Here is a 26,607-nt window from a genome sequence, read left to right as displayed (position 1 = left end):
GTTCGAGATTTTTAAATTTAATATGAGAGATAAAATCATGAAAAGACAAGGCGGTTTCACACTAATCGAATTGGTGGTAGTCATCGTTATTCTGGGCATTCTGGCAGTTACTGCTGCGCCTAAGTTCCTTAACCTTCAAGAAGATGCACGTAAATCTTCACTACAAGGCCTGAAAGGCGCTATGACAGGAGCGGCAGGCATCGTGTATGGCAAAGCAGCAATTAATGGCGTAGAAAGAGAAAGTGATGATAGTGTAGAGGGCATTGCTACAGTATATGGCTACCCGTCAGCAACTTCAGCAGGCATTGCGTTAGCAGTTACTGGTCTATCTGAAGACTGGAGTGGCTTCGAGAGTACCTCTGGTGCAGTTAATACATATGTGGTTACTTTTAAGGATGATTCGCTTGATGCTGGAACTGTTGAAAGCGGAAATTGTTTCGTTTACTACCAACAAGCCACAAGCACTGCTGTTGGCACAGAAGCGAATGCATTTGTAGTTGATTCTGGCTGCTAATTGCTTAAGTGTTAGTTTTAAAAAAGGCCAGCCATTGCTGGCCTTTTTTAAGGAAAAGCTATGAATAATAAAGGTTTTACATTAATAGAGCTGGTTGTTGTCATTGTTATTCTCGGCATTTTAGCTGTAACAGCGGCACCTAGATTTCTTAATTTGCAGGAAAATGCGAGAAAGTCCTCTCTACAAGGCTTAAAAGGGGCCATGGAAGGTGCGGCTGGAATCACTTACGGCAAGGCTGCAGTCGAAAACCAAGAACGGTCTTCTGCTGCGGTAGACGTAGCAGGTATAGAAACTCGATGGGGCTTTCCAACGGCAAGCTCAGCAGGTATCGAGGCAGCCGTTACAGGTTTAGATAGTAATGATTGGGTTTTGTCTCATGAAGGGCAATCCAATGACGATACGGCCTACACTGTTGTGACATTTTACGATGCTGATAAAGAAGGCGATACGAGTGCGATTACTGATACTGGTTGTTACGTAAGGTACGATCAAGCACAAGGAACAGAAATCAATCAAGTTGCTTCTGCTACTGTTTTTGATGACAACTGCTAGTTAGTTTCTCCTAGGTTGAGTCTTTTTTTGGGCTCGACCTAGTATCAAAAATAATGTTGATTCTCAAATTGTGCTCTCATTGTTAATTTACTGATTGCCCTATACTTTGTTCTATCTAATTCACATTTAAGTGTCTCTTCATGACCAAGAAAAACGGATTTACTTTAGTCGAATTGATCGTTGTGATCCTTATCTTGGGAATCATGTCTTCCTATGCTGCCAGCCGATACCTCGGAAAAAGTAGCTTTTCTGCGTATACCTACCAAGAAGCCGCTGTTTCTGTTATTCGTCAGGTTCAAGTTAATCGTATGCAATCAAATTTGCATGATGAGTCTGGTGACTTAACTCCGTTTATTTTATCTGTAAAAGATCAATGCCTTGGTTCGCTGTACTCCTGTGTGCAAAATGATCCAAATATAACTCAACGTAGTGATCTCATCGCTATCGATTCAGGCTCGTTTTCAGCCAGAGAAATGTGTCCGACAAATTCAGCTGTAGATTCTGTGAGTTTTGATTTGTTGGGTAATCCCGCACTTGATAAAAACCAGCCTGATCCTAAGGTGCAAATAACGATAGATGATGGTGAAGTCGTGGCATTTCTTTGCATTAACTCTCAAGGGTATGTATCGAAGGGAGAGTGCTTGTGTTGATTAAATACCGAGGCTTCACTCTGATTGAAAGCGTCATCGCTATAGTGATTTTGGCGATAGCGATGCTCACTATTACCACCATGCTCGTGCCGAATGTCCAGCGCTCTGCTGAACCACAATATCAAGTACAGGCAGCAGCCTTGGCAGAAACTCTGTTCAACCAAATTCTCTCTCGATCTTTTGATGAAAACAGTGCGCATGATGGTGGGTTGGAGCGCTGTGGGGAGACGGGTATGCTGAATTGCACAGTGATCGGTAATTTTGGTCCAGATGGTTCAGAGGTAACGCCTGACACCGATCCCGCAACTGGTTTGCTCTACTATGCATATAATGATGTTGATGACTATGGCGCCGCGGATGGTAATCCGATGGTATACCGACCTAACTGTACTGGTGGTAATTGTAGAGAGCTTAATTATTTGGTCTCAGACCCTGACGGGACTTATCAAAACTTCAGTGTCGCGATAACGGTGACGTACGAACAAGCAGATGTACTAAAAAAAATACAGCTTGAAATAAACGCATCAGATCATGGCCCATACATTTTTAGCGCGTTTAGAGGAAATTACTGATGAAAAGTCGTGGTTTTACTCTGATTGAGATGATTATCACTCTGATTATTGTTGCTGTTATTGCACTGGGTATCGCTGGTTTTGTGCAGTATGGAACGCTAGGTTTTGCACAGACAGTCGAGAGACAAAAGCTTCATACTCAAGCTCAATTTGTTTTGCAAAAAATGACGAGAGAAATTCGTCATGCGGTGCCTAATAGTTTTAGTCAGCCTATCTCTATAACTGCTCGTCAATGTTTGTCATTTTATCCAATAAAGTTTTCTGGCTTTTATGCGCTTAGCGGAGAAAACGATACATCGATGGACTTTATTGTAGGGCAGGACTCTTGGTCTGACTGGATCGCGGTAGGGCCGGGAAATACACCTGAAATCAAAATGGTGATTAACCCAACGAGTAGTCAATCGTTGGATGACAACAGTTTTGCTGTGAATACATTAGTCAACTCTTCGAGCTCGTCTTGCTTATTCGATGCTGATAATGATATCGGAGCGCTAAGTGACGGGGTTGGCTGCCAGATCAGCGCTTTGAATGAAGAGTCAGTTGCCAATCGCTTTTATATGTATGAGCCCAGTCAACAAATTACCTACTGTTTTGATAGTGCGAATGAAATGTTGTATCGCAATGATATTCCATTAGCTGACTCAGTCACTTTTTCTTACCTTGCTTATGAGCCACCTAGCCTAAATCAAAATGCGTTGGTACACATTGAAATGAAAATGTACTACCAAGACGAGCAGTCAACCTACCAACAAGAAGTGCAGGTGTTAAATGTTCCGTAGTGCAAGAAAACAGCAAGGTAGTGTGCTTATTGTGGCTGTCTTTGTCATTGTGGTGATGGGTATGATGGCGGCGATGCTTAACCGCATGCAATGGTCTAACCAAGATAGTCATGTGCGTGAAGTCAACGGCACGCATGCGTGGCTAGCTGCGCAGTCTGCTTCTGAGTGCATGCTTGTTAATGAGTACCCTCTCAGTGTTAGCGGCGCTCAACCAACGTGCTCGTTGAGTGATTTGAAGGTTTTTTATCAAGACAATCATAATTGTGTTATCGACTCAGAACGTTCTAGAGATTGGGCATTGGGTGAAGACAGTTATTTTCAAATTAGTAGTCGAGCAGTGTGTGGGTCTAAGTTGCACCAAGTTGAGCGTCAACATGAGGTATGGGGTAAAGAATGATTAAGCATTTTTGGGTTGGATTAGCTTTAGTTATCTCATCTTCGTTCGCAAGTGCAAATGATTTTGATCCTAGTACATGTGACGCCTTACGTTCTGATAACGATTTTTCCGTAAGCTTCTCAATCACCAATGCGCAGTACCAAGAAACAGTGTGGGCGGATAAAGGTGTAGGTGGTGGTAACCAAGATGCATTAGCGCTTTGGACGGACAACCCAGCCATCGGCCCTGACGGTACTGTCGTGACAATGAGAGCAGGTAACGAGATTCAGAGGAATCAGGACTATCAGATACTGCTCACCTATGATTCAAGTGTTTCTGGGAATAAGCAAGGATTACTGCAGTATTACCTTTTGCAGGGGGGGCAGTGGCTCGAAATTGATGAAGTGATCGCAGACTTCTCATCTTTGAACTCTGTTCATATTGATATTGAGGGTGAAAGTGTCGATGACTTAGAGTGTGCGGATGGTATTGTCACCCCTCCGCCACCAGAGTTTTCTGATGATGCTCAATATGAGTTCGGCGTAGTGGACTGTAGTTCAGGCAGTTGTACGATTCGATTCAATCAAACCTATGATTTTGTACCACTCGTGTTTGTTATGCCCACGATTTCAACGGTAGAACCAGACAGGCAAAGGCCCGCAACGCTGAACATTTCTTCTGTGTCACGGACAGAAGCCCATGTGTCTTACAAGTCGGTAAATGTTTTAGGTGCTAACCGAGACACCGAGATGAGCAGTGTAAGCTATCTTGTTATTGAGCCTGGCATAGCCAATTTCGGTGGCCATACAGTGCTTGCGGGTTACCTTGATACCGCTCGTTATAAATCGAAAAATGGCTCACAATCTTCCGAACGTGTTGATTTCAGTGATTTTGGCTTAGATTCCCCTTTTTCCACCAACCCCGTTGTACTTCATCAGATTCAATCAAACAACAATGGTGATAAATGGCTGACATCAGGAAAAGCAAGAACAAACCAAGATCAGGCATCAGCGTCTCTATTTCTAGAAGCCTCTGCATCAAAGAACACGCCCTACCACACTGAACGTTTGGGCTTTCTTGCGACAGAAAGTGTGCGTAATTTAAATGTTGGGGATTATGTCGTTGAGTTTGCCCGTGGAACAGACACGATTTCTCAAGGTTACCCGGGTTCAATGGCTAATGGTTGCGAAAACTCTTGGGTTCAAACTCAACTTACTCAATTAGATGGGATAATAGCTAACAAGCAAGAGCGAGCAGGTGGGCATGGTGGCTGGTTACGTCGCTGTGAGATTACTGAAGATGCTCGGGTGAGCTTTGTTGTGGATGAGGATTATTTTAATCGAGGACATATACCAGAGGAAGTGGGGCATTTTGCGTTTGAACTCGTTGAGCCAGAAATTCCAGATATCTGCCCTTACTTTCCTGCAGTAGCACAGAGTTGGGCTGGCTCACTTGAGTCTCACTTTGATTTTCCTTCGGGCTCTGACGGAAAGCTTATCGGGACAGTTAATTTACTTGGAGAGGTTGGCTTTAATAGAGTAAGCAAAGGGTGGGATAGCCAGAAAGCATGTGATGGAAAAGAGTGTCGTTCTAATGGTGATTTGATATTGCCCAATGAGCCACCTGTCTTGGATTTGAATATTATTGGGGGTGAGCTGGAGCTGGGCAATAACAGTGGACCTCAGGAAGTTCCTGGTACCAATTTTACTAAGTTAACTATTGGTAATGCAGGAGAGTACACTATGTCAGCTTCTGTTTATGAGATCGGTGAACTGGTGATTCAAGGCAGTGCAAAAGTCACCTTTCCAAATGCTACCTTATTGAAAGTTAACAAAATTACCCTTAGCAACAATGCTATATTGCAAGTTGATAGTGACCCGTTGATCATATGGGCAGAAAACTTGGGAGAGACGAAAGCACTGATTGACTTTCAGGATACTGGTCCAGATATTGAAGCTTATTTATTTAGCCGAGATACGATCAAACTTGAAGGCTCAATGAAAGTCTTTGGGGCGGCAACAGCAGATGAGCTTCTCATCAATGGTAGTGCAAGACTTGAATATATGGATTTAGGCTGTGGGCAGACACCCAGTGACTATCGCATAGAACTTACTCCAATCTCCGATATTGCCCTGACCTGTGAAGATATTGAACTCACTGCGACTGTCTATAATGGGGATAATGTTTATACTGCGTTCAACGGCAATATCACGCTTGACGGCGATACCTTTACTCCACAAACAAGCCAAGCTAATGCAGGTGTAGCAAACTTTAGTCTGAGCTCTGGAGGAGCTGCGCATACTAAGTCAGAGTTATATGCAGAGGCTCAAGTAGAGGGTAGTACTTATCGAAGTAATACTTCTGACAACTATCAGTTCGTACCCTATCGCTTTGATATCACAGAACAGTTTGTTATTGCTGGGCGTGAATATAGTGTTTCAGGAAAAGTTCTCGCATGTGACAACAATAATGGAGTTGTTGATGTCGGCTATTCAGGGACACCGACAGTATCTTATGGGCTTGATATACCGGCTACAGGAGGTCGGGGCGTTCTGAGCTTCTTGCCTACCTTCAGCTCTGGAACCATCACTTCAGCGACAAACAAATTAAAGTTTGATGATTCGGGTGTTGTTAGCGTGACGCTAACCGATGATAACTTTAATTGCGATGGTTTTAGTGACTGTCCGATTGAGGGTGAAGATAAGCTTACAGGTCAGTTTAAGGTAAATGCTCGTCCGTGGACTTTAGCGATTTGCGGTACTCATTTGGAAAGCGGAACAGCCTCTACTGGAAACGCATTTGTTGCCGCAGGAGCTCCGTTTGGTGTCGAGATCATACCGATTAATTGGTTGGGCTCTACGGGACAAGAGTACTCAGATGTTCAGATTGAAACGACTCAATCACTTTGTGATAGTGCTGTGGTTACAGAGAACTTCCGATTGACTGGTTCGCCAAACACGACGACCAGTTTGAGCCAGATACTTGACTCCCCTGCAGGAGGTAGTCCAGGAGTATTTACGGATAAAGATGTAGCCCATGACTCTACAAATACCGATGGTATTTACTATGTAAATGATTTGACCTGGAGTGAGGTTGGAAGTTTGCGTTTATACACCTCCACTCAAACATCAAATATTGACAACGAATATCTTGGAATGAAGATAAACCAAGGGTTTCGAATTGTAGGTCGTTTTTATCCTGACCACTTTGTTGTTGAAGAAGGGGCTTGGGTTGCTCAGGATAATCAAGGTGATGTGAATTATTTGGGGCAAGAATACAAACGACTGGATTTAAAAGTTTACCCGTACAACACGCTTAATCCGAGTCAGCGGGTAAGAAACTACTCTTTATTCTCTACTGATCATCAAGCTTACTTCCCACGCTTAGAGGACAATCAGTATGCTTCTCGCATTACTGGCTGGGAGTCATCAAAAGCTGAGAACAAAAAAGGTTGGGGGGATGATAGCCAGCTAAGTGCAGCAGTATGGCAACCTACTTTCACTCCAACTTTTGAGCGGTTAGGATTCGGTGGAGCCACAACGAACGTTGATGGTCCATTCAATACTAGTGATACAAACTCGACAGCAACTTCATTAGAGTTAGTTATTCAAGGTGATGATCCTGTTCGATTTGGAAATACAAGCTCAACGGCTTCATCAGAGGATACACAGTTGCTTAAGCCGGAGTGGCAGCCACCAGCTCGCTACGGTCGTATGGTCCTAGCTGATGTGTCAGGCTCAACAAGTGGTAGTATTCGCGTGCCGTTGCGAGTGGAGTATTTTGATGGAAGTAGTTTCGTTGTGAACGACGATGATGACGCATCGGGATTTGACCACAACAAGCACTGTACTCTGGATGGAGTGAGCACTAATGCAAGCTTTTCGTTTGATGGCGCCGAGAGCTCAGTGAGTAGTGGTACCAATAACAACTTGTTAGCTTTACGTTCAGGAACCAATACGGATAGAGAAACAGTACGTCTGTTTCTTCGACAGGGTGGGTTTGGAGACAATCCTTCTGACATTAATTGTCAGGGGCAAAACTTCACCCAACCTTGGCTCCAATACAACTGGCGAGATAAAGGTGATGAAGATCCATCCACCCTCGTTACCTTCGGCGTCTACCGAGGTAATGATCGCATAATCTTCCGTGGAGAGCCGGGTCTTACCGGACAATAAACCCGAGAATTTTTACCCTAGGTAAAGAATCTGTCAGAAATTGCGGGTTTTCCTCCATGTTTGCTCACCAATGCCTTGCTGTCCTAGCAAGGCATTGGTACATTTAGAGCAATTTTCTATCTTCTAATTCTTGCAGGACGAGCAAAGAATATGTTCAAAAAACTCCGTGGCATGTTTTCGAACGACCTATCGATCGATTTAGGTACTGCCAACACTCTGATTTATGTAAAAGGCCAGGGCATTGTCCTTGATGAGCCTTCAGTCGTTGCTATCCGTCAGGACAAAGGTCGTGGCGGTAAAACCGTAGCTGCAGTTGGCCATGCCGCGAAACAGATGCTAGGTCGTACACCTGGCAACATTTCTGCGATTCGTCCGATGAAAGATGGTGTTATTGCCGACTTCTACGTTACTGAAAAAATGCTTCAGCACTTCATCAAGCAAGTGCATGAAAACAGCTTCCTTAAGCCAAGCCCTCGCGTATTGGTTTGTGTTCCTTGTGGCTCTACACAAGTTGAGCGCCGTGCAATCCGTGAATCAGCACTCGGTGCAGGTGCTCGTGAGGTTTACCTGATTGATGAGCCAATGGCAGCAGCAATCGGTGCTGGCCTACGCGTATCAGAGCCAACGGGTTCGATGGTGGTCGATATCGGTGGTGGTACCACTGAAGTTGCCGTTATCTCACTGAATGGTGTGGTTTACTCTTCATCGGTACGTATCGGTGGTGACCGCTTTGATGAAGCGATCATCAACTACGTGCGCCGTAACTACGGCAGCTTGATTGGTGAAGCAACGGCTGAGAAGATCAAACACGACATCGGTTCAGCTTACCCAGGTGATGAAGTGCTTGAGATTGAAGTGCGCGGTCGTAACCTTGCAGAAGGTGTGCCACGCAGCTTTAGCCTAAACTCAAATGAGATCCTAGAAGCACTGCAAGAGCCACTAACGGGTATCGTATCAGCGGTCATGGTTGCACTAGAACAGTGTCCACCAGAGCTGGCATCAGACATCTCTGAAAATGGCATGGTACTGACGGGTGGTGGTGCGCTATTGCGTGACCTTGACCGCCTAATCGCAGAAGAGACGGGTATCCCTGTTGTGATCGCTGAAGAACCTCTAACGTGTGTGGCTCTTGGTGGCGGCAAAGCGCTAGAGATGATCGACATGCACGGTGGCGATCTGTTCAGCGACGAATAAGCACTACGCTTTCATAGTTATTAATAGCAACACAGCAGCAAGCGATGTACTTGGATACATCGCTTGATGATCAAGGAACTCTCATCCTATGAAGCCGATTTTTGGCAGAGGACCTTCACTTCAATTACGCCTTTTAATAGCGGTGACTCTATCAGCCAGCCTTATGCTGGCTGATAGTCGTTTAGATGCGTTTTCAAGTGTCCGTTATTTTCTCAACACACTCGTTTCACCACTGCACTATGTGGCGGACACCCCACGTCGTATGTTTGATGGTTTCTATGACCGTTTTCATACTCGTGGTCAGCTACGTAACTCGAATATGGCGATGCGCCAAGAGATGCAGGTGCTCAAGAGTGAGCTGTTATTGTTACAACAATATAAAGAAGAGAATCAGCGTCTGCGCGAACTATTAGGCTCTCCGTTTATCCGCGATGAGCGTAAAGTAGTGACCGAAGTGATGGCGGTGGATACCACACCATACAGTCGTCAGGTAGTGATTGATAAGGGTTCATTGGATGGTGTTTTCGAAGGTCAACCTGTGATCAACGAAAGCGGTGTAGTTGGGCAAGTGACGTTTGTCGGTGCCAACAACAGTCGTGTATTGCTGCTCGGTGACAGTAACAGTGCTATCCCAGTACAAGTGTTGCGTAATGACATTCGTGTTATCGCCACAGGCTCGGGCAAGATTGACTCTATTGACCTTGAGCACATACCAACCAGCACCGACATTCAAGAAGGTGACCTTCTGGTGAGTTCTGGCTTGGGTGGTGTTTACCCTGAGGGCTATCCAGTTGCGGTAGTCAGTACGGTGAATAAAGACACTCGCCGCGAGTTTGCCTCAATTCAAGCGGATCCAACGGTAGATTTTGAGCGCCTGCGCTACTTGCTTTTGGTTTGGCCGAATGATGATCGCGTTGAGAAGGTGATGAATGATATTGATGAGAATGAAGTAGAGGAGATTGCCGATGAGGAGTAGTTCATTTGGCGGTCGTCTGATCATTTTCGCCACTTTCTTAATTGCATTAGTTCTACAGACGTTGCCTTGGCCTGGAAGCCTCGATGTTTTTCGTCCTGCATGGCTATTACTCGTGGTTTGCTACTGGGTAATGGCGCTGCCACATCGAGTCAACGTGGGCACGGCGCTTATCCTTGGTCTGTTGTGGGATATACTACTCGGTTCTACTTTAGGTATCCGGGGTATGATGTTCTCAATCATCGTTTACTTGGTTGCTCTGAATTTCTTAGTACTGCGTAATATGGCGCTGTGGCAGCAAGCTTTAATTATTGCTTTGCTGTCAATGCTGTTTGAAGTGATGGTATTCTTGGGTGAATACCTGTTACAAGACATCGTGTTTAATCCGTCATCATTATGGAGTGGATTGGTTACCTGCATATTGTGGCCGTGGATGTTCTTATTGCTACGTCGTGTACGCCGTCATTGGCATATCAAGTAATCGTAAAATAGGTAGAAAGGGATGTACGATAGGCCTTTAGTTTTAGCGTCAGGTTCGCCAAGACGTTCTGAGTTACTGACACAGTTGGGCTACCAATTTAGCGTAGTAAAACCAGACGTTGAAGAAGCGCAGAGTGCCGGAGAGTCGGCACAAGAATATGTCGCGCGTTTATCGAGAGACAAAGCTAAAGCGGGCTTTTCGCTAGCAGGCAATGACAACGCAGTCGTTATTGGTTCGGATACGATCGTCGTTTCAGGCGATAAAGTATTGGAAAAGCCAGATAACCTCACACATTCAAAACAGATGCTGACTCTACTTTCCAATAGTAAGCATCAAGTGATGACTGCTGTGACTGTCATGTCAAATACAGAGATTGAAACATCGGTGGTAGCCACCGACGTATGGTTCAAGCCACTCAGTGACCAAGAAATAGAACAATATTGGCAGTCAGGCGAACCATGCGATAAAGCTGGAAGCTATGGGATACAAGGATTAGGTGGACGCTTTGTGACTCGCATAGAAGGGAGCTACTACGCCGTAGTTGGCTTACCTTTGTATGAAACCGACCAGCTGTTGCGCAAATTTTTATGATTCAGATTGGGGTGCGCACATGAGCGTAGAGTTGTTGATTAACGTAACACCGAGTGAAACTCGTGTTGCGATGATTGAAGGGGGAGCCCTTCAAGAAGTCCATGTTGAGCGTGAAGCAAAGCGTGGTATTGTCGGAAACATCTATAAAGGCAAAGTCAGCCGCGTCTTGCCGGGTATGCAAGCTGCGTTTGTTGATATTGGCCTTGAGAAAGCCGCGTTCTTACATGCATCAGACATCGTTCCTCACACTGAATGTGTCGCAGAGAACGAGAAGAAGCAGTTTCAGGTTCGTGACATCTCGGAGTTGGTACGCCAAGGCCAAGATATTGTGGTACAGGTGGTGAAAGATCCCCTTGGCACTAAGGGTGCACGCCTAACAACCGACATTACTCTACCCTCTCGCTATCTAGTATTTATGCCTGGAGCGAGTCATGTGGGTGTTTCTCAGCGTATTGACAGTGAAGACGAGCGTCATCGCCTGAAAAAAGTCGTCTCTCAGTATTGCGATGAAGACGGAGGTTTCATTATTCGTACTGCCGCGGAAGGTGCTGACTGCAAAGAGCTGACTCAAGATGCCAAATTCCTCAAGCGTCTGTGGGGCAAAGTAAAAGAACGTCGCAGTAAATACATTACTCGCTCGACCCTATATGGTGAACTTGGTCTTTCACATCGAGTGCTTCGTGACTTTGTTGGTACTGAATTGACAAAAATTCTTGTCGATTCGCGCCTAGAGTATGAAAACCTAAAAGAATTCTGTTCTGAATATGTGCCTGAGCTGGCTGAAAAGCTCGAGCTGTACGAAGGTCAGAAGCCTATCTTCGATATGTACGACACAGAGAATGAGATTCAGCGTTCTTTGGAACGTAAGGTAGAGCTGAAATCGGGTGGCTACCTGATCATTGACCAAACTGAGGCAATGACGACGGTTGATATCAACACAGGTGCCTTTGTTGGACGTCGTAACCTTGAAGAGACGATTTTCAACACCAACGTTGAAGCGACACAAGCGATTGCTCGCCAACTGAGGCTGCGCAACCTTGGTGGTATTATCATTATCGACTTTATCGACATGGCATCAGAAGAGCACCGTAAGCGAGTACTCACTTCATTAGAGGCTGCTCTGAGTGGCGACCGAGTGAAAACCAATATCAATGGCTTCACTCAGTTAGGTCTAGTGGAGATGACACGTAAGCGCACACGTGAAAGTATTGAGCACGTTCTGTGTAGCGAGTGCCCAACGTGTGAAGGTCGCGGCAGCGTGAAAACCGTTGAGACGGTGTGCTATGAGATCTTACGTGAGATCACGCGAGTAAACCGTGCTTACGATGCCGATAACTTTGTTGTTTATGCAGCGCCTGCAGTGGCAGAAGCGCTCGAAGGTGAAGAGTCACATGCCCTGGCCGAGCTTGAAGTATTTATTGGCAAGCAAGTTCGTATCCAAGCTGAACCGCTCTACATCCAAGAGCAATTTGATGTTGTCATGATGTAGGATCTCGAGTGAGTAAATCCATGACACGCCTTTGGCACTGCATTTTGTGGTTGTTGGTTTCAGCAATGGTAATATTAGCCATTGCTGTTACTGCGCTGCGTGTCACTTTACCTAAACTCAATCATTTCCAAACTGAAATCCATCAGTTTGTAAATCAATACACGGGTCTCGACCTCGAAATTGAAGACGTCCGTGGCTATTGGCTTAACACCCACCCCTCTATCTCTTTGCAAAGCATCAGCGTTGATTTACCCGCTGCTTCAAATATTCATATGTCGGCTGAGCGTTTAGATATTGAGTTTGACCTTATTCAGTCAGTTTTAGCGCTAAAACCAATAATTGCTGAGCTTAATGTACATGGCCTTCACTTAGATCTGCAGTCAATCGATCTGTTTGGTCGTGCAGATAAAGGGGAAGACCAGAGTGCGAGCAAGAGCAACAGTGGAGCGTTAAGCCAAGTCGAGCAGCTATTTTTACGCCAGCTTGATGACTTCTCACTTTATGATTCCAAAGTCGCTTATGTCGCGATTGACGGAGAGTTTCGTGAGTTAGAGATAAACAAGCTGCGTTGGAACAACGAAGGCAAGCGTCACCGTGGTGAGGGTGTCGTCAGTATCGCCGATGCTTATCTCAGTGAGCTTAAAGTCAGTGCGGATTTTTATGATCATGGCTCTCTTCGAGATGTCTCAGGCGAGTTTTATGTCCAAGCGGATTCGATGTCGATTGGCCCATGGCTAACGGAGTATCTGCAAGCGGAGACGGGGATTCAAAGTGGTCAGCTGAGCTTCGCAACTTGGCTTACTCTATCAAATAGCAAGCCTGTCGATGCTTACTTAGAACTGATGCCTTCAGACTTAACCTGGATTGAAGGTGAGCAACATGAGCTGTTAGTTGAGTCGGGCATATTTAAACTCTTTCCGCTGGAGAACGGTTTAAAAGTAAGTGGTCACTCATTGAATATTCGCACTGATGATACAGAGTGGCCTGAGCTAGACTTAGCGTTTGATATTACTAATCAAGGCTGGCGTTTGAATATCTCGGAGCTGGATATTTCCGCAGTGGCTCCACTGACTAAACTGCTACCTGATTCTGAAAGCACCTCTGAGTTCTTATCTCAGCTTGCACCTAAGGGGCAAGTAGAAGACCTCCGTATTTCGATGAGTGAAGGCATTGATACTCTGGCTTACTCGGCGGACCTGTTTAACGTCGGAATTACGCAGTGGGGATTGTTGCCGGGGGTTAATAAGGCCAATATCGCGGTATCGGGTGATGCATACCAAGCCAAGGCGACGCTCTCGTTGTTTGATGATGTATTGCCGTACGGTGATGTGTTCCAGGCGCCGCTCAATGTGCGTCAAGCTCATACTGATATTGTTTGGCAGCGAGACGATAGTGGCTGGTCACTTTGGTCAGATAAAGTGACGGCGGCGACGCCAGACATTCAAGTTTTGGGGGCATTCCGATTAGACTTTCCTCAAGACCAAAGTCCATTCTTGTCCTTCTACGCTGAAGCTGACTTGTTTAATGCTGGCCAAACATGGCGCTATCTGCCAACACTAGCTTTAGGGCAAGGGCTGACTGATTACCTCTCCACTTCTATTCAAGGCGGTCGAGTCGAAACGGCCAAGCTACTGTGGTACGGCGAGTTAGGTGATTTCCCATATCAGCAGAATAATGGCATTTTCCAAGCCTGGGTTGGACTTGAAGATGCCAAGTACAGCTTTGAAACATCATGGCCTTTGCTGACTGACCTGCAACTCGACTTGCTGTTTGAAAACGAGTCGATGTACCTGGACTCGCGCTCAGCAACGCTGATGGATCTTAAGGCATCACGCGTAACTGGCCGTATTCCGTCATTGAGTGGTGATGGACATATTGAAATTGAAGCTCAGGCTTCCGGCCCTGGTCCAGCCGTTCGTGATTATATGACGGCTTCTCCGCTGGTGGACTCTGTTGGTGCGGCTTTAACCGCTATCGATGTCCAAGGTGATGTCGAAGCGAGTTTTCAGCTGAATATTCCATTTAGTGATGATGGAGAAGCGCGCGCTTGGGGTAAGGCAGAGCTAAAAGACAACCATGTCACTATTGATGCGCCACCGATGATCCTGGAGTCGGTGAGTGGCTCTATTGAGTTTGATAACGATGTGGTGACGTCGGCGGGCTTAGAGGCTCAGTTACTCAAACAGCCAGTCTCAATTGATTTTGTTGGTGAAAATGCCGGGCGTGGATATGCGGTTGATATTGATGTGATAGGTGATTGGGAAGTGGATCCTCTGCTGCCTTACATCGGCGCACGCTGGCTTGACCCATTATCCGGGAATGTGCCTTGGCATATGGGGATCGACATTCAGCTCAATGATGTCGGCTTTACTTATCAAATTGATGGTGAAGCAAATCTCAAGCAGTTAGCAAGCACTTACCCATACCCATTGGATAAACCCAAGAATCAGGCTGGCTCAGTAAAACTGCAAGCCTCGGGTAATCAGCAGATGGTGTCTGCTCGCCTTGAGTTGCCGCGTGCTAAGTATCAAGCCGAGATTGATATACGCCCGGATCGTCCGGTGCTCAATGCGACTCATCTCGTGGTTGGCAACGGCAGTTTCAAGATCAGCCCGATCGCAGGCCATACTGCACAAGTTCGCTCTCCGCGCTTTAACTTAGATGAGTGGATGAGTATCTCAGAGCAAGAAGCGACGCCACAGGTTAAGGTAGTGATAGATGAACTCAATACCCCAGCAGTGCCGGTACCCCAACGTATCGATCTTGATGTAAAAACACTGACGTTTGCCAAAATGGATTGGCATGACGTTAACTTTGGCGCACGCAAGAAAGGCAGTGATTGGACGGTCACATTAGATAGCCAACAAGCCAAAGGACGAGCGAAATTTGAGAATGGAACTGATCTTTCAGTGTCACTTGAGCATCTTAATATTTATGTACCGGGTCTGGATGAAGCGCTAGCTGATGAGCCGACCTTGATTGAGAGTATGGATGCGGATCAGCCTTTAATATCTGATGCTGATCGCCAGCTCCACCAGGCGATGCCAAACATTGACCTCACCATTGATGATTTTTGGATGCAGGGTTACAAGCTGGGTAAAGTGAACGTAGACCTACATAGAGAAGGGGATACGCTCGATTGGAAGTCGATAAAAATCGAGAGCGGCAGCAACCAAATTGATATTTCCTCACAATGGACATTGACGCAAGATCAAAGCTATACAAAGCTGAAAGTAGATATTAAAGGCGACAACAACAGCGATGTGATGGAGCGCTTTGGTATTAGCTCGGGTATTCAGCAAGCGCCGTTTGAGCTCCAAGGACAAACGCGTTGGGATGGTGCTCCTTGGTCAATGAAAGTCGACACGTTGCAAGGAGACGCAAGAATCAAACTCGGCAAAGGGATTATCTCAGACGTCAGCGGCGCCGCTCGCTTACTCGGGATGTTCAGTCTGGATTCGATTATTCGTAAGATGCAGCTCGACTTTACTGATGTGTTTGACCGAGGCATGGCGTTTAACTCGATTACCGGTAATGGTCAATTCCGTAATGGCATCTTCCTGACCAATGATATTAAGATGGATGCAATCGCGGGTGAGATGCGAATCAAAGGCATCGCCAATTTGAATGATCAAACAGTGGATGCGGAAGTGAACTTTACTCCGGACATTACGTCGGGTATTCCGGTATTAACTGCGTTTGCAGTAACGCCTCAAACTGCTCTTTATGTGCTGGCTATTACCACGGTGGTCTCTCCAATTGTTGAGGTCTTTACTCAGGTTAATTATGAGGTGAAGGGGCCATTCGATTCGCCAATCGTACAGGAAATTTCTCGTAGCCAAGGTGAGTTTGCGCTTCCTGAAGAGTTAAGAGCAGAAGCAGACAAATAAGGATAGGTAGACATGGATCGTGTCGGTATCATTCAGATGACATCAGGGCCAAGCCCAGAGAAGAACCTTGGTTATATTAAAGAACAGGTTTTTCACTTGGCCAAACAAGGAGTGAAATGGGTCATCACCCCAGAGAATGCTCTGGTTTTTGGTCGCAAAGAAGATTACCACCAAGCAGCGGAACATCTAGGTATGGGGCCGCTGCAACTCGAACTTGGGCTTCTGGCTAAAGAGGCGGGTGTGTGGCTGATCATCGGTAGCATGCCCATTAAGCGTAGCCAAGGGGTTTCAACCACAACGTTGGTATTCAATGAGCAGGGTTTGCTGGTGACGCATTATGATAAGCTGCATATGTTTGATGTCGATGTTAACGATGCGCACCGCAGCTATCGAGAGTCAGAAACCTTCACCCCTGGCAGTAAAATAGAGACGATCGAGACACCTTTTGGTCACCTCGGTTTGTCTATTTGCTACGACCTTCGTTTCCCTCAATTGTATTCCGAGCTCATTCGTCTCGGAGCAAATATCCTATTAGTGCCGGCAGCATTCACCGCTGTTACTGGACAGGCCCACTGGCGCTCGCTGCTAATGGCTCGAGCAATAGAAAACCAAGCGTTTGTGGTTGCCGTCAATCAAACGGGCGTTCACCCGTGTGGTAGAGAAACCTGGGGGCACTCGATGATCATTAGTCCATGGGGTGACGTTCTGCTTGAGTTAGGTCAGAGGGCGCAAAATGGTGTCGCTGATATCGATCTTTCCGTGGTGAATGAGCTGAGGCAAAATATGCCAGTGACGCAACATTCAAGATTTCAAAATCGTTTGGTGTAATCCGAGCGAGAACATTAGGTATTTATAAAAAGAGCAATTTATGAGCATAGACCGCATTGAAGAGGCGCTTCTCGCCCCAGCAGGATTAACTGAACAAGATATTGCCGATACCCTTTCAAGTATCGCAACTCGTCTGATTGACTATGCTGATATCTACTTCCAGTCGAGTTGGCATGAGTCTCTTGTGCTTGAAGACAGCATCATCAAAGATGGCTCATTTAACATCGACCGAGGTGTTGGTGTTCGCGCTATCACGGGTGAAAAGACCGGTTTTGCCTACTCTGATCAAATTCAATTAGACAGCCTCAAACAGAGTGCTGTTGCTGCGCGTGGAATTGCCCAGCAAGGTCAAAACGGCAAAGTGAAGGCCTTCAATCGCACCGATAACCAAGCCTTCTATCAAGCGGTGAATCCACTCGATTCATGGCAGAAAGAGCAAAAAACGAAGCTACTGAAAGAGCTTGATGCTTACATTCGCACCAAAGAGCCGCTGATCCAAGAAGTTTCGGTTAGCCTAAGTGGCGTGCATGAGCAGATGCTCGTCGCCGCAACCGACGGCACGTTTGCCGGCGATATTCGCCCATTGGTTCGCTTGTCTATCAGTGTGTTAGCGCAGCGTGGTGATCGTCGTGAGCGTGGTAGTGCTGGTGGTGGTGGCCGTGTTGGCTACGATTTCTTCCTAGATGATATGGAAGGACAGCAGCGCGCTTACCACTTTGCCGATGAGGCGATTCGTCAAGCGATGATCAACCTTGAAGCGGACGCAGCGCCAGCGGGCACGATGCCTGTTGTTTTGGGCTCTGGTTGGCCCGGCGTACTATTACATGAAGCGGTGGGTCATGGCCTTGAGGGTGATTTTAACCGTAAAGAGTCATCTGTGTTCAGTGGTAAAGTCGGCGATCAAGTCACTTCGAGCCTATGTACGATTGTGGATGATGGCACCATGATGGATCGCCGTGGTTCACTCAACGTTGATGATGAGGGTGTGAATGGTCAGTACAACACCTTGATTGAGAACGGTGTGTTGAAAGGCTATATGCAGGATAAGCTTAATGCGCGTTTGATGGGGGTTAACCCAACAGGTAACGCACGTCGTGAATCTTACGCACACCTGCCGATGCCACGCATGACGAATACTTACATGCTTCCTGGTGAACATACGCCAGAAGAGATCATCTCAACGGTGAAGAAAGGGCTTTACGCGCCAAACTTTGGTGGCGGTCAGGTGGACATCACCTCTGGCAAATTTGTGTTCTCGACATCAGAAGCTTACTTAATCGAAGACGGCAAGATCACTCGCCCGGTGAAAGGGGCGACACTCATAGGCTCAGGCATTGAAGCAATGCAGCAGGTTTCTATGGTGGGTAATGATCTTGATATCGACCGCGGTGTAGGTGTCTGTGGTAAGGCTGGGCAAAGCGTGCCTGTGGGAGTAGGTCAGCCTACGCTCAAGCTAGATGCCATCACAGTGGGTGGTACCGAGTAACCACGACTCTTTACCTATTTTGGATATAAGAAAAGCAGCCTTGAGCTGCTTTTCTAGTTTTTGGAACATGGGTAACCCAAAGCTGCTCTGAGCGCTTTGGGTCACCTATGATCCTTTTGCTTTCAAAGCCCATCGCGCTCAATAGGACAGCTCATACAACGCGCGCCTCCGCGACCGCGACCAAGCTCATTACCTGGGATAGGCAATACGGTAATCCCTGCTTTGTCATATTTCTCATTGGTATAGACATTACGCTCATAGCCAATCACAACGCCAGGCTTTACGGTTAACACGTTATTCGCATCGTTCCACTGTTCACGTTCTGCCTCATAGCTATCACCGCCCGTGGTGATGATTTTTAGATAATCGAGACCCAGAGCCAGTTCGATAGCGTGGATGAAGTTAGGTACTTGTTCGACTTTGACTGAGCCATTTTTCGGTGAAATACGCCATGTAGGAAGATCATTGCGCATGATCTCTGGGTACATGGAGAAGGTGTCGATATCCATATGGGTCATGACGGTATCAAGGTGCATACACGAGCGATGCTTCGGTAGCTCAATGGCGATCACCTGTGTCGCTTGTCCATTAGCAAACAACTTAGCTGCTAAGTTTTCAACACCTTGAGGAGTGGTGCGCTCCGACATGCCAATTAACACAGCGCCTTTACCAATCACCAGAACATCGCCGCCCTCAATATTGGCATTGTCATAATGAAGATCTTCATTACCAAAGTACTTCACAAAGTCTTGTCCGGCGAACACGGGGTGCCAGCGATAGATGGCGCGTAAATGGTTGGTTTCACGCTGGCGCGCAGGTTTCATCATTGGGTTGAGTGACACACCGCCATAAATCCAGCAAGAGGTGTCTCGTGTGAACAGGTGGTTGGGTAGTGGCTCAATCACAAAATCCAGCGGGCGATGCATTTTTGGTAGCATCGAGTCTGACTTTAGCTTGAGTTCGGAGTAGGCAAGGCCACCCAGCAGAACCGTCGCTAAGTGATGCTCATCCATTGAAGCTAAGTAATTACGAAGATCGTTGGCGAACGTCGGCCCATAACGGAAATCAGAGATTTGTGTGTCTAGCAGCCACTGCTTCGCTTCGGGAACCGCCAGTGTCTCTTCGAGAAGGTCATGCAGCAGCAATACTTCCACATCTTGATTACGCAATGTGTTTGCAAACACATCGTGCTCTTCACCTGCCGCCTCCACCGCTAACACATCATCGAACAGTAACTCGTGACAGTTCGATGGCGTGAGGTGGGTGAGGGCGCGCTCTGGCCGATTGAGTAGTACTCTTCTTAACTGTCCAACCTCGGACCCAACGTACAGCTGACTCATTTTGTATCCTTACCAATTAATCCTAACCCGTATTTATGACAAGCTTGTTATCAAGATGCAAGTCCAAAAGTAGCGTGGTACCTCTGTGAAATGACTAGTTTTCGGTCTATCAATCTAAGTTTATCTTCAATATCAATATAAAATGTTGATTGGATTAATTTGTTACAAACGAGATAATGTGACTGCTTATGCGAGTGAAATCACTCTATTTACTGCCCTATGCGTTCATTTGCCATACTAAAGCAGTTCTCGTCACTTCTCATATTGTGTGGGCTTATCACAAAACACTGAATCATCACACGCGCAATAAATGTTATCTAAATGTTGTTAATTGGCCGTTTGCAGGCGATTTATACGCGAAGATCTGGCATTTAATAAGGATCCGTGCCATATTTCCACGAAATCTCAAACCATCACTTATCGACCCTGGAGTCCCTTAATATGTCTCAAGAAGATGAATACATGTCTGTTGAAGAATTGATTGAATTTCAGAAAGAAGAGACCCGCGATATCATTCAAGCACTGCTTGAAGATGGTAGCGATCCTGACTCCCTGTACGACATCGAGCACCACCTATTTGCAGAAGACTTCGACAAGCTAGAAAAAGCAGTTGTTGAAGCGTTCAAAATGGGCTTTGAAGTACTAGAAGCAGAAGAGACAGAAGACGAAGATGGCAACAAGCTGCTTTGCTGTGATGCAACAATGGAATCGGCACTGGATGCTGATTCCATTGATGCTCAAGTTGAAAAGCTGGTTCACCTTGCTGAGAAGTACGACATCATCTACGACGGTTGGGGTACGTACTACGAGGGTGAAGATGCTATCTACCCAGAAGAAGACGACGAAGAGTAATTCGGATTGTCTGGTGAAGGCCGAGCAAATGCTCGGTCTTTTTGTTTGCATTGTGCATCAACAAAATGCCTCACAGGTCACATCATTGAAAAATGAGCCAGATCACAAAGCGGATTCGTATAGTGAACTGGGTCTCATTACTTGGGTATAACTGCTGAATGAGTTAATATTTGCCCCACTAAAAATGACGTGATTGGAATCGGCGATGCTGAGAGTTGCCATTAATGGATTTGGCCGTATTGGACGTAATGTATTGCGTGCGGTCTACGAAAGCAGTAAACACCAGCAAATTCAGGTGGTGGCGGTCAATGAACTGGCACAGCCGGATGCGATGGCGCACCTCCTTCAATACGACACCAGTCATGGGCGTTTCCATAAACGAATCACCAACGACCAAGAGCATATCTATGTTCATCATGAGTCTGGTGAATACGACTCTATTCGCATTCTTCATCTAGCAGAGATTGAACTGCTGCCATGGCGCGATTTGGGTGTCGATATCGTACTCGATTGTACGGGTGTATTCGGCTCACAAGCGGATGGCCAACAGCACATCCAAGCGGGTGCTGAGAAAGTCTTATTTTCACACCCGGGCAGCCAAGATTTAGACAACACCATTATCTATGGTGTCAACCAAGATACTCTGCGTGCAGAACATAAAGTAGTGTCGAACGGCTCGTGTACCACTAATTGTATCGTGCCCATCATTCAAGCGCTTGATGATGCGTTTGGCATCGATTCTGGCACCATTACCACTATCCATTCGTCAATGAACGACCAACAGGTCATTGATGCATACCACACCGATCTACGTCGTACTCGTTCAGCGAGTCAGTCCATCATTCCTGTCGACACAAAATTGCACAAAGGAATTGAAAGAATTTTTCCGAAATTTTCTAACAAGTTTGAGGCAATTTCTGTTCGTGTACCGACAGTAAATGTAACTGCGATGGACTTAAGTGTCACAATTAATACAAATGTGAAAGTTAATGACGTAAATCAAACCATTGTGAATGCCTCTCGGTGTACATTACGGGGTATCGTTGACTATACTGAAGCGCCGCTCGTTTCCATCGATTTTAATCATGATCCCCACAGTGCGATCGTCGATGGAACACAAACAAGAGTGAGCAATGGGCATCTCGTCAAGATGCTCGTCTGGTGCGATAACGAATGGGGCTTTGCCAACCGAATGCTGGATACAGCACTGGCAATGCAAGCATCAGACAAGAGCGAATAAGGGGACCGAGAGAAATATTTATTTTTCACTTGAAAATAAATATAACGTCTCCATATTTGTTACTAGTTTGAAGGATTAACGAGCTCGGCCGGATGCCGGGCTTAACAAACATTAATTATTAAGTTGAGAGGACAAACCATGTCTGTAATCAAGATGACTGACCTGGATCTAGCAGGTAAACGCGTATTCATCCGTGCTGACCTTAACGTTCCAGTGAAAGATGGCAAAGTAACTTCAGATGCACGTATTCTTGCATCACTTCCTACGATCAAAATGTGTCTAGAAGCTGGCGCTAAAGTAATGGTGACTTCTCACCTAGGCCGTCCAACGGAAGGCGAGTACGCAGAAGAGTTCTCTCTACAACCTGTTGTTAACTACCTAAATGACGCTCTTGATTGTGACGTTAAACTAGCGAAAGACTACCTAAACGGTCTAGAGCTAAACGCTGGTGAGCTTGTTGTTCTTGAAAACGTTCGCTTCAACAAAGGTGAGAAGAAGAACGAAGAAGAGCTATCTAAAGCATACGCTGCACTATGTGACGTATTCGTAATGGATGCATTCGGTACGGCTCACCGTGCTCAAGCGTCTACTCACGGTGTTGGCATGAACGCACCAGTAGCATGTGCAGGTCCTCTACTTGCTGCGGAACTTGAAGCACTAGGTAAAGCAATGGACAACCCAGAGCGCCCACTAGTGGCTATCGTTGGTGGTTCTAAAGTATCAACGAAACTGACTGTTCTTGAGTCTCTATCTAAAGTTGCGGACCAACTTGTTGTTGGTGGTGGTATCGCTAACACGTTCATCGCTGCTGAAGGCCACAACGTAGGTAAGTCTCTATACGAAGCAGACCTAGTTGAAACAGCTCAGAAGCTAATGAAAGAGTGTTCTATCCCAGTAGCAACTGACGTTGCATGTGCAAAAGCATTCGATGAGAACGCTGAAGCTGAAATCAAGCACGTTTCTGAAGTTGCTGACGACGATATGATTTTCGACCTAGGTCCAGATTCAACTGCTGCTCTAGCAGAAATCATCGGTAACGCGAAAACTATCCTTTGGAACGGCCCTGTAGGCGTATTCGAATTTAAGAACTTCGAAGCAGGTACAGCAGGCATCTCTAAAGCAATCGCAGAGTCTGCAGGCTTCTCTGTAGCAGGTGGTGGTGACACGCTAGCGGCTATCGACAAGTTCGGTATCAAAGCTGACGTATCTTACATCTCAACAGGCGGCGGTGCTTTCCTTGAGTTTGTTGAAGGTAAAGTACTTCCAGCAGTAGCGATGCTAGAAGAGCGCGCTAAGTAATTTTGTAAAAGCGGGGGAGTTGCTCTCCCGCTTTTCTGTTTGCTGCACGCCTAAATGATTTCTGCTAGAATTCGACGTGTTGTGAGCAAACGTTTGCAAAAATTTAAACGTAACAGTTAATTTTAAACGACAGAATATATAGGATTAATTCCATGTCTAAGATCTTCGATTTCGTAAAACCAGGTGTTATCTCTGGCGACGACGTACAGAAAGTATTTGAAGTAGCTAAAGAAAACAAATTTGCTCTTCCTGCAGTAAACGTTGTTGGTACTGACTCTGTAAACGCAGTACTAGAAGCAGCAGCTAAAGTTAAGTCTCCAGTTGTTGTTCAGTTTTCAAACGGCGGTGCAGCTTTCTTCGCTGGTAAAGGCGTTAAACTTGAAGGTCAAGGTGCTCAAATCCTTGGTGCTGTAGCGGGTGCTAAATATGTTCACGCTGTAGCTGAAGCTTACGGTGTTCCAGTTATCCTACACACTGACCACGCTGCTAAGAAACTTCTTCCATGGATCGACGGTCTACTAGACGCGGGTGAAGAGTTCTTCGCTCAAACTGGTAAGCCACTATTCTCTTCTCACATGCTAGACCTTTCTGAAGAGTCGCTAGAAGAGAACATTGAAGTATGTGCTAAGTACCTAGAGCGCATGGCTAAAATGAACATGACAATCGAGATCGAACTTGGTTGTACTGGTGGTGAAGAAGACGGCGTTGATAACTCTGATATGGACGCATCTGAGCTTTACACTTCTCCAGAAGACGTTGCTTACGCATACGAGAAACTAAGCGCTGTTTCACACCGCTTCACTATCGCAGCTTCTTTCGGTAACGTACACGGTGTTTACAAGCCAGGTAACGTTGTTCTAACTCCAACTATCCTACGTGATTCTCAAGCATACTGTGCAGAGAAGTTCGGTATTGCACCTAACGCTCTAAACTTCGTATTCCACGGTGGTTCTGGTTCTACTGAAGCAGAAATCCAAGAGTCTATCGGCTACGGTGTTATCAAAATGAACATCGATACTGATACACAGTGGGCTACATGGGACGGCGTTCGTGCATACGAAGCTGAAAACCGTGACTTCCTACAAGGTCAAATCGGTAACCCTACTGGTGAAGATGCGCCAAACAAGAAGTACTACGATCCACGCGTATGGCTACGTGCTGGTCAAGCTTCAATGGTTGCTCGCCTAGAGAAAGCATTCGCTGACCTAAACGCAGTAGACGTACTATAATTTAGTACTCAAACCGTTTTTGAAACCCGCTCTTTGAGCGGGTTTTTTTATACCTTGAGTTAATTTATTAACGAAATCACAACAAAGGTATGGAAACTCGTCAAGAAGTTGCTTAGGCTGTAAGAAAATAGTGAAATTAATTCAATAAAGAGCTGTTTTTTAGGCGGTTACTGATAAAATTCCGCCGCTCGAAAAGAGTGAGTATTTCGCATGGTTTCATAAGAAGTCATGACAACCAACCGCGAGTACTTTTTTGTGCTCTTATATTTCTATCTAAGACACAGGGACATTTAGGTTAGATATTTTAAGGATTAACTATGTCAACAGAATCAACAGGCATCGAAACTCCGCTCGTGGATGGAGTCGTAGAGGCTGAAAAATGGTTAACGAACAATAGCGATCTATTGATTCAATACGGAGTGAACATTCTCTCTGCACTGCTGATCCTCTTTATCGGTAATATCATCGTTAAAGCAGTCGCAAATAGCGTCTCAAAAGTGCTAGAGAAGAAGAAAATGGACAAGGCTGTTATCGAGTTTGTTCATGGTTTAGTTCGCTATCTACTCTTCGTGATTGTTCTTATTGCGGCATTGGGTCGAGTAGGGGTACAAACCGCCTCAGTCGTCGCTGTTATTGGTGCAGCCGGTCTTGCTGTTGGTCTTGCTTTGCAAGGTTCATTGTCAAACTTTGCGGCTGGTGTCTTAATCGTTGCATTTCGTCCATTTAAGTCAGGCGACTATGTTGAAATTGGTGGTGTAGCGGGTTCGGTTGAATCTATCCAGATTTTCCAAACGGTACTTAAGACACCAGATAACAAAATGGTAGTCGTACCAAATGCATCCGTCATCAATGGCCCAATAACGAACTATTCTCGCCACAATACTCGTCGTGTAGATATGGTGATTGGTGTCTCCTACAGCTCAGATCTGCAACTCACCAAGAAAGTGATTCGCGAAACGTTAGAGAAAGATGAGCGTATTCTCAAAGAACCAGATATGACCATCGGTGTGCTTGCACTAGCCGATTCATCAGTCAACTTTGTGGTTCGCCCATGGTGTAAAACCGCGGATTACTGGGATGTGTTCTTTGATTCACAGCAGGCCATCAAAGAAGCACTTGATGCCGCAGGTATCGAAATTCCATTCCCACAAATGGATGTGCATCTAAACAAGGTTGAAGCCTAGTCTTTAACCTGATGATACTGAAAGCGAGGCTTAGGAGCCTCGCTTTTTTAGTTTCTGAGCCACCTTACTTTGAGATATGAGATAGGTAAACTTTATGTCAGTTTGTGGGTCTTATCTTGTTGTAGGTAGAGTCATTTGGCTATGCTGGCTTTAGGCTCACAGTTTTAAATGGCAATGAGTAAGGAATCGAAATGATGAAAAGAACAACTTCCACCCTTCGATTAGTCGCCGCGCTGACGTTTGGGTTGAGTTTGCCGCTAACGAGTTTTGCATCTGGGCTAGACTTTCCAAATATTAGTACCAGTGGCTATGGCGAAATATCGGTCTCACCAGACAGTGCTTTGGTTTCTGTACGAGTTGAAATGATCGCAAAAACCGCGGAGCAGGCAAAAAGTAAAGTTGACCAGTCGGTAAGTCACTTTGTCCAACAAGCTCAAGAGAAGGGGGTTGAGCGTCAGCAGATAAACAGCTCAAACTTACATATTGCACCACAATATCGATACCCTAAAGATGCGCAACCTGAGCTAGAAGGTTACCGAGCGACACGCACCATTACACTGACGGTTTTGGAGCTTGAGAAGCTCAACAGTTATCTTGATTTGGCGATGCAGTCAGGCATCAACCGAGTCGATAGTGTCAAACTACAAACGACGCAATACGATAGTTACAAGCAGCAGGCGCTCGAACTCGCCATTAAAGATGCACAAAGCAAGGCAACATCGTTGGCGAAAGGGTTTGATCAGCGAGTTGAGCAAGTATGGGAGATTCGCTATCAGCAAGATCAGCCTAGAGTGATGCGTGCTGTGGCCATGGATAGTGTTGGGGAATCAAATTCTTATATGGATAAGGCAATTGTAATTAGGGATAAAGTTGATGTGGTGTTTAAGCTCTCCAGTCAATAGTCTATTTTTTG

22 protein-coding genes are annotated in these 26,607 nt (G+C 45.9%); 21 read left to right on the top strand and 1 reads right to left on the bottom strand.

Annotated features, from left to right (window positions below):
* Positions 1-37 precede the first annotated feature (37 nt).
* The 15 genes from GT360_RS12635 to tldD all read left to right on the top strand — a co-directional run bounded on the left by GT360_RS12635 (position 38) and on the right by tldD (position 18,550).
* The gene (locus tag GT360_RS12635; RefSeq protein WP_164649215.1) at positions 38-514 is read left to right on the top strand and encodes a type II secretion system protein; all 477 of its coding nucleotides are present in this window, start codon (positions 38-40) and stop codon (positions 512-514) included.
* Between the two features lie 60 nt (positions 515-574).
* Positions 575-1,066, top strand: coding sequence for a prepilin-type N-terminal cleavage/methylation domain-containing protein (locus tag GT360_RS12630; RefSeq protein ID WP_164649214.1), 492 nt, complete (start codon positions 575-577; stop codon positions 1,064-1,066).
* Between the two features lie 140 nt (positions 1,067-1,206).
* Entirely contained in the window at positions 1,207-1,716 is a 510-nt protein-coding gene (locus GT360_RS12625; protein ID WP_164649213.1) for a type II secretion system protein, read from the top strand.
* Positions 1,710-2,288, top strand: coding sequence for a prepilin-type N-terminal cleavage/methylation domain-containing protein (locus GT360_RS12620; protein ID WP_239502554.1), 579 nt, complete (start codon positions 1,710-1,712; stop codon positions 2,286-2,288). The genes GT360_RS12625 and GT360_RS12620 overlap by 7 nt, the downstream gene beginning before the upstream one ends.
* On the top strand, positions 2,288-3,067 hold the full coding sequence (locus tag GT360_RS12615; protein ID WP_164649212.1) for a PulJ/GspJ family protein: 780 nt from the start codon (positions 2,288-2,290) through the stop codon (positions 3,065-3,067). Before GT360_RS12620 ends, GT360_RS12615 begins: the two co-directional genes overlap by 1 nt.
* Positions 3,057-3,464, top strand: coding sequence for an MSHA biogenesis protein MshP (locus GT360_RS12610; RefSeq protein WP_164649211.1), 408 nt, complete (start codon positions 3,057-3,059; stop codon positions 3,462-3,464). The genes GT360_RS12615 and GT360_RS12610 overlap by 11 nt, the downstream gene beginning before the upstream one ends.
* Complete coding sequence (locus GT360_RS12605; protein WP_164649210.1) at positions 3,461-7,618, top strand: DUF6701 domain-containing protein; 4,158 nt, start codon at positions 3,461-3,463, stop codon at positions 7,616-7,618. Before GT360_RS12610 ends, GT360_RS12605 begins: the two co-directional genes overlap by 4 nt.
* Positions 7,619-7,768: 150 nt before the next feature.
* Positions 7,769-8,812 (top strand): rod shape-determining protein, encoded by a 1,044-nt coding sequence (locus GT360_RS12600; protein ID WP_164649209.1) that lies wholly within the window; start codon positions 7,769-7,771, stop codon positions 8,810-8,812.
* 88 nt (positions 8,813-8,900) lie between these two features.
* Positions 8,901-9,788: a rod shape-determining protein MreC gene (mreC, locus tag GT360_RS12595; protein ID WP_164649208.1), complete on the top strand. Its 888-nt coding sequence runs from the start codon at positions 8,901-8,903 to the stop codon at positions 9,786-9,788.
* Positions 9,778-10,266: a rod shape-determining protein MreD gene (gene mreD / locus GT360_RS12590; RefSeq protein WP_164649207.1), complete on the top strand. Its 489-nt coding sequence runs from the start codon at positions 9,778-9,780 to the stop codon at positions 10,264-10,266. Before mreC ends, mreD begins: the two co-directional genes overlap by 11 nt.
* A gap of 21 nt (positions 10,267-10,287) precedes the next feature.
* Positions 10,288-10,857 carry a Maf family protein gene (locus GT360_RS12585; RefSeq protein ID WP_164649206.1) on the top strand — a complete coding sequence of 190 codons (570 nt, stop codon included), beginning with the start codon at positions 10,288-10,290 and terminating at the stop codon, positions 10,855-10,857.
* 19 nt (positions 10,858-10,876) lie between these two features.
* The gene (gene rng, locus GT360_RS12580) at positions 10,877-12,346 is read left to right on the top strand and encodes a ribonuclease G (RefSeq protein ID WP_164649205.1); all 1,470 of its coding nucleotides are present in this window, start codon (positions 10,877-10,879) and stop codon (positions 12,344-12,346) included.
* Between the two features lie 8 nt (positions 12,347-12,354).
* A complete protein-coding gene (locus tag GT360_RS12575) occupies positions 12,355-16,236 on the top strand; it encodes a YhdP family protein (protein WP_164649204.1) in 3,882 nt (1,293 codons plus the stop codon).
* Between the two features lie 12 nt (positions 16,237-16,248).
* Positions 16,249-17,064 carry a carbon-nitrogen hydrolase family protein gene (locus GT360_RS12570; RefSeq protein ID WP_164649203.1) on the top strand — a complete coding sequence of 272 codons (816 nt, stop codon included), beginning with the start codon at positions 16,249-16,251 and terminating at the stop codon, positions 17,062-17,064.
* Between the two features lie 40 nt (positions 17,065-17,104).
* Positions 17,105-18,550: a metalloprotease TldD gene (gene tldD, locus GT360_RS12565; protein WP_164649202.1), complete on the top strand. Its 1,446-nt coding sequence runs from the start codon at positions 17,105-17,107 to the stop codon at positions 18,548-18,550.
* Positions 18,551-18,672: 122 nt separating this feature from the next.
* Here tldD and arcA read toward each other — a convergent pair whose 3' ends face one another.
* Positions 18,673-19,890 (bottom strand): arginine deiminase, encoded by a 1,218-nt coding sequence (gene arcA / locus GT360_RS12560; RefSeq protein ID WP_164649201.1) that lies wholly within the window; start codon positions 19,888-19,890, stop codon positions 18,673-18,675.
* 441 nt (positions 19,891-20,331) lie between these two features.
* On the opposite strand from arcA, the gene rraB reads away from it, so the two are divergent.
* The 6 genes from rraB (at position 20,332) to GT360_RS12530 (ending at position 26,596) form a co-directional block, all read left to right on the top strand.
* Positions 20,332-20,742, top strand: a complete 411-nt coding sequence (gene rraB, locus GT360_RS12555; protein WP_164649200.1) for a ribonuclease E inhibitor RraB — start codon at positions 20,332-20,334, stop codon at positions 20,740-20,742.
* A 205-nt stretch (positions 20,743-20,947) separates the two neighbouring features.
* Positions 20,948-21,982, top strand: coding sequence for an erythrose-4-phosphate dehydrogenase (gene epd / locus GT360_RS12550; protein WP_164649199.1), 1,035 nt, complete (start codon positions 20,948-20,950; stop codon positions 21,980-21,982).
* Between the two features lie 138 nt (positions 21,983-22,120).
* A complete protein-coding gene (locus GT360_RS12545) occupies positions 22,121-23,281 on the top strand; it encodes a phosphoglycerate kinase (RefSeq protein ID WP_164649198.1) in 1,161 nt (386 codons plus the stop codon).
* Between the two features lie 152 nt (positions 23,282-23,433).
* Complete coding sequence (gene fbaA, locus GT360_RS12540) at positions 23,434-24,510, top strand: class II fructose-bisphosphate aldolase (protein WP_164649197.1); 1,077 nt, start codon at positions 23,434-23,436, stop codon at positions 24,508-24,510.
* Positions 24,511-24,827: 317 nt separating this feature from the next.
* Complete coding sequence (gene mscS, locus GT360_RS12535) at positions 24,828-25,694, top strand: small-conductance mechanosensitive channel MscS (RefSeq protein WP_164649196.1); 867 nt, start codon at positions 24,828-24,830, stop codon at positions 25,692-25,694.
* A 191-nt stretch (positions 25,695-25,885) separates the two neighbouring features.
* A complete protein-coding gene (locus GT360_RS12530) occupies positions 25,886-26,596 on the top strand; it encodes an SIMPL domain-containing protein (RefSeq protein WP_239502553.1) in 711 nt (236 codons plus the stop codon).
* Positions 26,597-26,607 lie beyond the last annotated feature (11 nt).

Source organism: Vibrio astriarenae, from assembly GCF_010587385.1.
Taxonomy (GTDB): domain Bacteria; phylum Pseudomonadota; class Gammaproteobacteria; order Enterobacterales; family Vibrionaceae; genus Vibrio; species Vibrio astriarenae.
This window is presented reverse-complemented; position numbering and strand designations above follow the sequence as displayed.

Coding starts and splice junctions, on each gene's coding strand:
- GT360_RS12630 (WP_164649214.1), top strand. CDS start 575: ATGAATAATAAAGGTTTTACATTAATAGAGCTGGTTGTTGTCATTGTT.
- GT360_RS12530 (WP_239502553.1), top strand. CDS start 25,886: ATGATGAAAAGAACAACTTCCACCCTTCGATTAGTCGCCGCGCTGACG.
- rraB (WP_164649200.1), top strand. CDS start 20,332: ATGTCTCAAGAAGATGAATACATGTCTGTTGAAGAATTGATTGAATTT.
- GT360_RS12605 (WP_164649210.1), top strand. CDS start 3,461: ATGATTAAGCATTTTTGGGTTGGATTAGCTTTAGTTATCTCATCTTCG.
- GT360_RS12570 (WP_164649203.1), top strand. CDS start 16,249: ATGGATCGTGTCGGTATCATTCAGATGACATCAGGGCCAAGCCCAGAG.
- mreD (WP_164649207.1), top strand. CDS start 9,778: ATGAGGAGTAGTTCATTTGGCGGTCGTCTGATCATTTTCGCCACTTTC.
- fbaA (WP_164649197.1), top strand. CDS start 23,434: ATGTCTAAGATCTTCGATTTCGTAAAACCAGGTGTTATCTCTGGCGAC.
- GT360_RS12625 (WP_164649213.1), top strand. CDS start 1,207: ATGACCAAGAAAAACGGATTTACTTTAGTCGAATTGATCGTTGTGATC.
- GT360_RS12635 (WP_164649215.1), top strand. CDS start 38: ATGAAAAGACAAGGCGGTTTCACACTAATCGAATTGGTGGTAGTCATC.
- GT360_RS12545 (WP_164649198.1), top strand. CDS start 22,121: ATGTCTGTAATCAAGATGACTGACCTGGATCTAGCAGGTAAACGCGTA.
- tldD (WP_164649202.1), top strand. CDS start 17,105: ATGAGCATAGACCGCATTGAAGAGGCGCTTCTCGCCCCAGCAGGATTA.
- mscS (WP_164649196.1), top strand. CDS start 24,828: ATGTCAACAGAATCAACAGGCATCGAAACTCCGCTCGTGGATGGAGTC.
- epd (WP_164649199.1), top strand. CDS start 20,948: ATGCTGAGAGTTGCCATTAATGGATTTGGCCGTATTGGACGTAATGTA.
- GT360_RS12600 (WP_164649209.1), top strand. CDS start 7,769: ATGTTCAAAAAACTCCGTGGCATGTTTTCGAACGACCTATCGATCGAT.
- arcA (WP_164649201.1), bottom strand. CDS start 19,890: ATGAGTCAGCTGTACGTTGGGTCCGAGGTTGGACAGTTAAGAAGAGTA.
- GT360_RS12585 (WP_164649206.1), top strand. CDS start 10,288: ATGTACGATAGGCCTTTAGTTTTAGCGTCAGGTTCGCCAAGACGTTCT.
- rng (WP_164649205.1), top strand. CDS start 10,877: ATGAGCGTAGAGTTGTTGATTAACGTAACACCGAGTGAAACTCGTGTT.
- GT360_RS12615 (WP_164649212.1), top strand. CDS start 2,288: ATGAAAAGTCGTGGTTTTACTCTGATTGAGATGATTATCACTCTGATT.
- GT360_RS12610 (WP_164649211.1), top strand. CDS start 3,057: ATGTTCCGTAGTGCAAGAAAACAGCAAGGTAGTGTGCTTATTGTGGCT.
- mreC (WP_164649208.1), top strand. CDS start 8,901: ATGAAGCCGATTTTTGGCAGAGGACCTTCACTTCAATTACGCCTTTTA.